This is a genomic window from Paenibacillus rigui (assembly GCF_002234615.1).
In the GTDB taxonomy this organism is placed as follows: domain Bacteria; phylum Bacillota; class Bacilli; order Paenibacillales; family NBRC-103111; genus Paenibacillus_S; species Paenibacillus_S rigui.
The window spans coordinates 53,893-62,228 of sequence record NZ_NMQW01000016.1; the positions used below are offsets into that span (position 1 = coordinate 53,893).

Genomic DNA, 8,336 nt, shown 5'->3' on the forward strand with positions numbered 1-8,336 from the left:
CATCTTTCATATATAAACGGCCTGGAGGAGTTGCTACTATAGAAGTAAGGAAAGCATCTTTACCTACAGGGGGATTGAATGTACATGAGCAATTGGAAACGTTCTCTTACAGTCTTGGTCACTGCTGCCGCATTGACTGCTTCGTTGGCGGCTTGCGGTAATAAGGGCGATGCCGGGACCAAAAGCACGGAAACCTCAAGCAATAGTGGGACAGCGAAGCTGCGAATCATGTGGTGGGGTTCACAAGACCGGCATGAAGCAACACTGGCCGCGATTGAATTGTATAAAAAAAGCCATCCGAACGTCACCTTCGAGCCGGAATATTCCGGAATGGACGGCTATTTGGACAAGCTGTCGACCCAAGCGGCAGCGGGCAATGCGCCGGATATTTTTCAATTGGATCCAGGCTGGGTGTCCGATTGGGCGGGCCGTAACCAGCTGGCTGATTTATCAAGCCTGAACACGTCCAAAATCGATCCGAAGCTTTTATCTTCGGGCCAAAGCAAGGGCAAACAAGTAGCCCTCCCGCTTGGATTCGTAGCGCAGGGTATGATCTATGACAAGGCTGCTCTGACGAAGCTTGGCATTGCGGCACCGAAGAACGGCTGGACATGGGACGATTTCTTCCAGATGGCCAAGGAATCGAAAGGCAAGCTGCCGCAGGGCCAGTACTTTACGAAGGACTTTGCGGGCGACTATTTTGCTTACAGCGGCTTCCAATATGCCAAAGGCAAGGGCCAGGTTGTCACGAATGACGGTAAATTCAATATCGACAAGGATACGTTCCTCGAGTGGACGAAGAAGTTTGAGGAATTACGCAAGGAAGGGATTGTGCCTCCGGCGGATGTGAATGCCTCGGACAAAGAGTTCGATCCGAAGATGGACCTGATGGTGTCCGGTAAAATCATGTTCCGTCTCAGCTTTTCCAACAATTACGCATCCTGGAATAGCTTGAAGGAAGGCGCATACGCGCTCGTTACGATGCCTCGCGGCAAAGAGGCGGGCGGCTGGCTGAAGCCGTCGATGTTCTTTGGGGTGTCTCCGGTATCCAAAAATGCGGAAGAAGCCAAGAAGTTCGTCGACTGGTTCTTGAACGATCCGGAGGCAGCCAAAATATTGGTGACCAAGCGAGGTATGCCGGTGAACAGCGATATCGTCACGGCTCTGACTCCGGGCTTAAGCGATGTGGACAAGGCTGGTGTGGAGCTACTAGAAGCAACCAAGAAGGACGGACAGACGTTCAGTCCAGGCGCCAAAGGCTGGACGAACTTTATCGATAAAGATTGGAAGCTTGTGCGCGATGAGCTCAGCTTTGGCAAAACAACGCCGGAAGCAGCGTTCGACAAGCTGAAATCAGCGGCGCAGGAATACGAAAAATAATTGGCAAGCGGCAAGCCAAGCCCGGACATCTGAAGGTCCAGGGCCTGGCTGCTTTGCCGTTTCCACCGGCATCGGCCAAGGATGGAGGAGGGAGTAAGGGCATGTGGAGGATCGCTATTATCGATGATGACCGTCAGGTACTACAGGGAATGAAGCTTTCCATCCCATGGGAAGAATTGAATGCGGAATGGGCGGGCGAGGCGTTAAACGGCTCCGACGGCCTCGCGATGATTCGGCAAACGCAGCCGGATGTTGTCATCACGGACATTTACATGCCGGGGATGAATGGGCTTGAAATGATCGAGCAGCTGCGCGAGCAGGAATACGGCGGCAAAATCATCATTTTAAGCGGGTACTCGGATTTCGAATATGCCCGCCAGGCGCTGCGGCTTCATGTGAGCGATTATTTGTCCAAGCCGATTAGCATGCCTACTTTGAAATCCATTCTGGAGAAAGCGCTCCGCGATCTGGAGGAAGAGGAGGAAAGGCGGGTCAAGCAGGACGAGCTGGAGCAGAAGCTGATGATGTACGAGCCTTTCGTTGAGAAGGAATGGGTCAAATCGGCCGTAGCCGGTACGCTGGCCGACTCCTACCGTACGGGTAACCTGCTGCCCGCCCCATACCGCTATTGGTCTGAGACGCATCATGTGGTGATGGGCATCGACATCGTCCGGGACGTTCGCGTAAGCCAACTATCGTTATCCGATTGGAATTTGTTCCGGTTCGCCGTCAGCAATATTGTGAATGAAGTTGCGCATGAGGCTTTTGCGTTCGTAGACTACACGGAGCTGCACAGCACTCGAACGGCGCTCGTCATTCATCTACAGCCCGACCTGTCAGAACGGCAGCTTCAGGAACAGCTTATTCAACTGGGCGTCCGGCTGATCGACTGCATCCGCAGCTATCTGAAGCTGGTCATTCGCATCGGCATCGGCCGGGTCCAAGAGGAGTGGAAGGACATTCCGGATTCGACAGAGGAGGCGTTCCGGGCGGTGGAAATGAAGGAAAACCGGGCCGCTGAGGGGTATGATCTGTTCGCATCGGGCAGCGAGGCGAGGATTGGTCAAGGAAACGGCGTCCTGCGACCGGTGAAATTTTACTTGGAGCTGGCGGCAGCAATCAAGACGTCCCAGGAGTGGCAGGCGGAGCGCATCATTTCCGAATTTATCGAACGGCTGGAGAAGCAGGAGGGCATTACGCCCGATTATTTACAGATGCTGGCCGGCGAGCTGTGGGGCATTTTTGCCTATTGCTTATATGAGGTCGGTATGGTGCTTGACGATCTGTACCCGAATGAGCATATTACGAAGGAGATCGCAGGTCTGGCGCAGCCTAAGCAGCTGGAGGTCTGGCTGACGGATAAAATTGCGGCTATCAGCTCCAGCAGGCAGTGGAGAGGCAATAGCAAGCACCGGCAGGCCGTCGATTTCATGATTCAGTACATTCATGATCATTTTGCGAAGGATATTACGCTCGGGGATCTTGCCGACAAGGTGTATATATCACGCAATTATTTGTCGATCATTTTCAAGAATATGACAGGGGAAAGCTTCAATAATTACTTGACGCGTGTGAGGATTGAGAAAGCGAAGGAGCTGCTGCTGGAGAAGCGCATGCTGGTGTACGAGGTAGCGGAGAAGGTCGGCTACAAGAACGTGCCTTATTTCAGTACGTTGTTCAAGAAGTTCACGGGCATCAATCCGACGGATGTCATAAAGTAATGGATTGCCACGAAAGGAGAAGCTGATGGATGACAGTGACGGTTCGGCAAGTATTGGATTACCTTATGGAGCCCGTAGGCCGTCTGGAATCGACCGTCGACAGGCTGAGCTTTGGAAGACTGGAGTCTGAGGTGAAGGGGATCGCCACAGTGTTCATCGCCACACATGAGGTAATCGAGCAGGCCATTGCCCTGGGCGTTAACCTGATCATAACCCATGAAGGAACATTTTACAGTCATTTGGACCGAACGGATGGGCTGGAGCAGGACCCGGTTTACCAAGGCAAACGACAGTTGATCGAGGCTTCGGGGATTGCGATCTTTCGCTTTCATGATTATTTCCATCGCTATCGGCCGGATGGGATTATGGCAGGGCTTCTTGAAGCTCTAGGCTGGACTTCGTTCGTACAGGACCATCAGCCTGCAGCCTCGATTCTGGCGATTCCGCCCATGTCGGTAAGACAGGTGGCGGAGCATATGAAACAAGCGCTGCACATTCCTTTCGTGCGGATGGCGGGAGAGGAGGAGCTGCTCTGCACCCGTATTGGCGTACTGGCTGGATACAGGGGCGGAGGCTCGACGGCCCTCCCCCTTTTTGAGAAGGAAGGGCTGGATCTTGTCATTGCAGGGGAAGGACCGGAGTGGGAGACCCCGGAATATGTCAAGGATGCGGTGCATCAAGGCAAGCGCAAAGCGTTCATCCTGCTGGGGCATGCGGAAAGCGAGGAGCCGGGGATGGAGCATTTGGCCGGTCTGCTGAGGACGCAATTCGAGTCCGTTCCGGTCCATTTCCTGCCTGCACGGCGATCGTTTCAGGTTTTGTGAGTAAAAAGCAGAGGCATCCCCTGAGTTTTAATTCTCGAGGATGCCTCTTTTTCTGATGTATTCAAGTACGGTACGGACTTATCTGGACAGCCGCGAATCATCCTTAAAGGAACGGCGAATTCGGTTCTCCTTGGCTGATTGCGGAGAGGGTTCTGAGGTGTCTCGCCGCTGTTCTCTGTATTCATTGAGGTATGTAATCTTGGGATGTCTGCTTTTGTTTCGGGAGCCCACCCATTGGGGCAAGTAAAGTACAGCGCATAACAATGCAGTAAAAGCCAGAACAGCCAGGTCCGTAGTCATACTATCACGCTCCGGGTTGAAAGAATGGATTCGAACAAGATCATCGTAACATAGATATTGTTATAAGAGAAATGCATAATAAATATAATTAGTTATGCTTAAATTGGATAAGTGTCTTGCGAAGCCTGCTATGAAATCTTCGCTTAACTAGCGCCGAGTGAGATTCAATATTCGACGGCCGTCTTTGAAACGAATGGGAATATCAGCGTGATGAAGAAATCGGCCGCAGAGCCTATTCAGCGGGAAGATCTGTTGCTTCCAACGAAGCCTGCGGCTTTTCCTGTAGTTTTGATTCAGCATGGCCGGATAGACCGCACAAGATTGGAGACGGCCGGATATGATGAGCCGTGGCTGTTAGACAAGCTTAAAGAACAGGGGGTGGAGCGGCCTGAGGAGGTTGTTTACGCCGAGTGGATGGACAACGACGGGCTGTTTATCCAGAAGAGGGAACCACCAAGCACCTGACCCTACGCCTAATGTTCCCTGTTTCCGGCTAGCCCAAATCACTTTGAATCCTTTTCATAAAATCTTCTGCTGCGCTGTAGCCCTGCTGCTTCAAATACCAGTTGTTTGCGGCGGCTTCGACTAATCCCGCAACATCGCGTCCCGGCTGCAGCTGAATTTCAATGTGAGGAATCCGGATATCCATATACTCCGTAAACTTCGGCTCCAGCTCCAAATCGTTATTTAGTGTATCGTCCTGCCATTTGGTCAATTCGATATCAAGAACGATACGCGTTTCTTCTTGAAATGCTTTTCGCCCATACAGACGAGATACATTAATAAGCCCGATGCTGCGCAGCGCGAGAAACTCTTTCGTTTTTTCATTGTGGGTACCGAGCAGCGTCTCGGGGCTGATTTTTTTCAACACGACAATATCGTCTGCAACCAGCCGGTGTCCCCTGCGAATTAAGGTATGGGCGGTCTCGCTTTTCCCAACGCCCGATTTACCCCGGAGCAATATACCGATCCCTGATACATTGACGCAGACGCCGTGAACGGAAATTTCCTGAGCCAGGGCTTTACCGAGATAGACGTCGACCAACTCTTGAAATTTGGTAGTCGGTGCAGGTGTGCGCAGAAGCGGGATGCCTTCCTCCTCGCAATATTTAAGCAAATATTTTAACCCTTCCTGGTTCCGGGTGACAACAAAGCAAGGCGGGTGGTACTTGACAATATTCCCGATATGCAGATTTCGCTCATGCTCGCTCAGCGTATGCAGGTAAGTGATTTCTTTCCGGCCGAGAAGCTGGACATGCTCCTGCGGAAAAAAATTAAAATACCCGGTAAACTCCAAACCGGGCCGATGCGCCCTTGTTTTGGGAATGGTTCTATGCAGCTGATCATGCCCTGTCAGCACTTCCAGTGAAAATCGGTCTACCAAATGTTTTACGGTTACAGGCTTCACTTTGTAGTCCTCCTTCATGTAGTATGAGAGCCGCCAAGCGATTCTTGGAAGCCTATTCAATGCTGCTCCTATATTCGATCTTTGATCTAGGGACTCCTGCTTGCTGGTGGTTATTTCTCTTTCCCGGTCTCATGAATTCATAAACTTTTCAAAACTCCAGTTAATCCTTTGAGCAATGGATAGAATGATAGAATATACGTGTTTTGATAGATTATCACAGACAAATTACAGGTAAATGGTTGGAAAATTGATAAAAAGACGAACGATAGGCGATAAATGATTGACATGATTCAAAAATAGGATTATTCTTTTCTAGGGTTGAGCATAACCTGATGAGTATGACTAGCCATTCGTATATCCTTGGCAATACGGGCCAAGGGTTTCTACAAGGAACCGATAATTCCTGACTACGAAGGGTGTGGATTTCCCGCACCCGGAAGGTCGGGAATTTTTTGTTTTTCAGTAGATCGGAAAGGATAAGTTTGACAACTTTCGTCTACCTTGACAAACGCATGCCATCCTGAAAGATGGCGAAGCCGTTTATCCTTGTCAGAAATTCAAACATTCGGGAGGCTAACGTAGAAATGAAGAGCCGGTATGATGTTATTATTGTGGGGGCTGGGCCCGCAGGAATTTTTGCTGCCTACGAGCTGACCTTGAAAGCGCCGCAGTTGAAAGTGCTGTTAATAGACAAAGGTCACGATATTGATAGCAGAAGATGTCCTATTCTCGAAGAAAAGATTAAGCTTTGTCCTCCTGCCGCAGGCAAAAAGGAATTTGCAGGCTGCCTGCCGGCCTGTTCCATTACCGCGGGCTTCGGTGGAGCGGGGGCTTACAGTGACGGCAAATTCAATATTACGACGGAGTTTGGCGGCTGGCTGACCGATTATTTGTCTCCATCGCAGGTGATGGATTTAATTCATTATGTAGATAGCATCAATCTTGAGCACGGAGCTACGGAATCGATCACCGATCCTACAACACCGACAGTTCGTTCGATAGAACAAAGAGCTTACGCGGCTGGCTTGAAGCTGCTGCGCGCACAGGTCAGACATTTGGGCACGGAGCAAAACCTTGAAATATTAAAATCGATCAATGCCTTTTTGAAAGAACGGATTGATATGCAGTTCAAGACGGAAGTCGCCGATTTACTGACAGTCAAAGGCAAAGACGGTCATCAGGTCAAGGGAATCCTGCTGCGCAATGGTGAGGAGATACAGGCTGATCAGGTGGTCGTGGCACCCGGCCGGGACGGGTCAGCCTGGCTGACAGAGGTGCTTCGCAAGCGCCGTCTCAAAATGTACAACAACCAAGTCGATGTCGGTGTCAGAGTAGAAACCTCGGACGTCGTGATGAGAGAGATCAACGAACACTTATATGAAGGGAAATTTATTTTTAATACTTCCGTGGGAACGCGCGTGCGTACTTTTTGCAGCAACCCTTCAGGGCATGTCGTCGTAGAAAACCACAGCGGTGTTATGGCGGCCAATGGTCACGCTTTTAAAGATCCCGCACTCGGCTCTGCCAATACGAACTTTGCTCTGCTGGTTTCCCACCGGTTTACGGAGCCGTTCGATAAGCCGAACGAATATGCGCGGGAAATTTGTGAGCGTGCCAACGATTTGTCTAATGGCGGGGTTATTGTACAAAAGTATGGGGATATCATCCGCGGCAGACGCTCCACCGAATCCAGAATCAAGGAAGGGTTTCTGGAGCCGACGCTGAAGGAAGCTGTTCCCGGCGATTTGGGTCTGGTCCTGCCGTATAACACAATGAAAAGCCTAATCGAAATGGTGGAAGCTCTTGATAAGGTAACGCCGGGGATCGCATCGGAGCATACGTTATTTTACGGTGTAGAAGCTAAGTTTTATTCAGCCAGACCGAAATTAAGCGTACAGCTTGAAACGGAAATTGCCGGTCTGTATTGTGGCGGCGATGGTGCCGGGGTGACACGCGGGCTGGCCCAGGCCGGGGCGGCAGGCGTATGGATCGCAAGAGCCATTGTGCAGCGCAATCACGAGGTTTAACTGTATCGCTTGAGAACGCCCATGGGTGTGGAAATGATCAACTTCCGCATCCGTGGGTATTTTTTTGGATCAAACCATTCATGTATCCACAGTGTTATACACATAACTAACAGGTCCTCAGAAGCTCCTGTGCATATACCAAGCTACAGCTATCAACATATCCACAGGCGATGTTACCCACAAGCAGCAAAGTTGCGGTTCCATTCCTGACAAAAAATCCACTTGCAATCTAGTTTGCATCTGTGGTAAATTAGTCTTCCTGCCGTTGCGAGAGCGACGAAGGATACCTCAGCAAATGCTAGTTCAGCAAAGGTCTGGCGGTTCACTGAACTGTACTTTGAAAGGTCATTTCATTATTTTGAAATGATTAAAAAAAGACTTGCATTGAGGCTGCATCTTGTGATAAATTATAAATCCGCTGCTTCGATAGTAAGTTAGTGGAGAAAAGTAAGCTGTGGATAAGTTCGGTATTTTCATAAAAATAACGAATGAAAAAAACAGTTGCAAAAAGATTGTTAATGTGGTAAATTAAATCTCGTTGCCGAGTAAGTAACTAACACAAAGTAAGCTAAAATAAAAACTTGCATTGTTAGTAGTTAATATGGTAAATTAGTCATCGGCTGTTTGAAACATAACGCCACAATGATTAAGGAAACAAGAGTCATTGCCCTTTGAA

At 49.8% G+C, this 8,336-nt stretch carries 6 protein-coding genes and 1 riboswitch; of the genes, 5 read left to right on the forward strand and 1 reads right to left on the reverse strand.

What is annotated here, in order from left to right; genetic code table 11:
* Positions 1-84: 84 nt before the first annotated feature.
* The 4 genes from CF651_RS11180 (at position 85) to CF651_RS11195 (ending at position 4,690) form a co-directional block, all read left to right on the forward strand.
* Positions 85-1,380: an ABC transporter substrate-binding protein gene (locus tag CF651_RS11180; protein WP_094014938.1), complete on the forward strand. Its 1,296-nt coding sequence runs from the start codon at positions 85-87 to the stop codon at positions 1,378-1,380.
* A 101-nt stretch (positions 1,381-1,481) separates the two neighbouring features.
* Positions 1,482-3,101, forward strand: coding sequence for a response regulator transcription factor (locus CF651_RS11185; RefSeq protein WP_094014939.1), 1,620 nt, complete (start codon positions 1,482-1,484; stop codon positions 3,099-3,101).
* 29 nt (positions 3,102-3,130) lie between these two features.
* A complete protein-coding gene (locus CF651_RS11190) occupies positions 3,131-3,925 on the forward strand; it encodes a Nif3-like dinuclear metal center hexameric protein (RefSeq protein ID WP_094014940.1) in 795 nt (264 codons plus the stop codon).
* 462 nt (positions 3,926-4,387) lie between these two features.
* Positions 4,388-4,690, forward strand: coding sequence for a YetF domain-containing protein (locus tag CF651_RS11195; protein WP_281254464.1), 303 nt, complete (start codon positions 4,388-4,390; stop codon positions 4,688-4,690).
* 28 nt (positions 4,691-4,718) lie between these two features.
* On the opposite strand, the gene hprK is transcribed toward CF651_RS11195, so the two are convergent.
* Positions 4,719-5,633, reverse strand: coding sequence for an HPr(Ser) kinase/phosphatase (gene hprK, locus CF651_RS11200; protein ID WP_094014942.1), 915 nt, complete (start codon positions 5,631-5,633; stop codon positions 4,719-4,721).
* Positions 5,634-5,963: 330 nt separating this feature from the next.
* Positions 5,964-6,063: riboswitch (purine riboswitch) on the forward strand.
* 154 nt (positions 6,064-6,217) lie between these two features.
* On the opposite strand from hprK, the gene CF651_RS11205 reads away from it, so the two are divergent.
* Positions 6,218-7,660, forward strand: coding sequence for an NAD(P)/FAD-dependent oxidoreductase (locus CF651_RS11205; RefSeq protein WP_094014943.1), 1,443 nt, complete (start codon positions 6,218-6,220; stop codon positions 7,658-7,660).
* Positions 7,661-8,336 lie beyond the last annotated feature (676 nt).

Coding starts and splice junctions, on each gene's coding strand:
- CF651_RS11180 (WP_094014938.1), top strand. CDS start 85: ATGAGCAATTGGAAACGTTCTCTTACAGTCTTGGTCACTGCTGCCGCA.
- CF651_RS11185 (WP_094014939.1), top strand. CDS start 1,482: ATGTGGAGGATCGCTATTATCGATGATGACCGTCAGGTACTACAGGGA.
- CF651_RS11190 (WP_094014940.1), top strand. CDS start 3,131: ATGACAGTGACGGTTCGGCAAGTATTGGATTACCTTATGGAGCCCGTA.
- CF651_RS11205 (WP_094014943.1), top strand. CDS start 6,218: ATGAAGAGCCGGTATGATGTTATTATTGTGGGGGCTGGGCCCGCAGGA.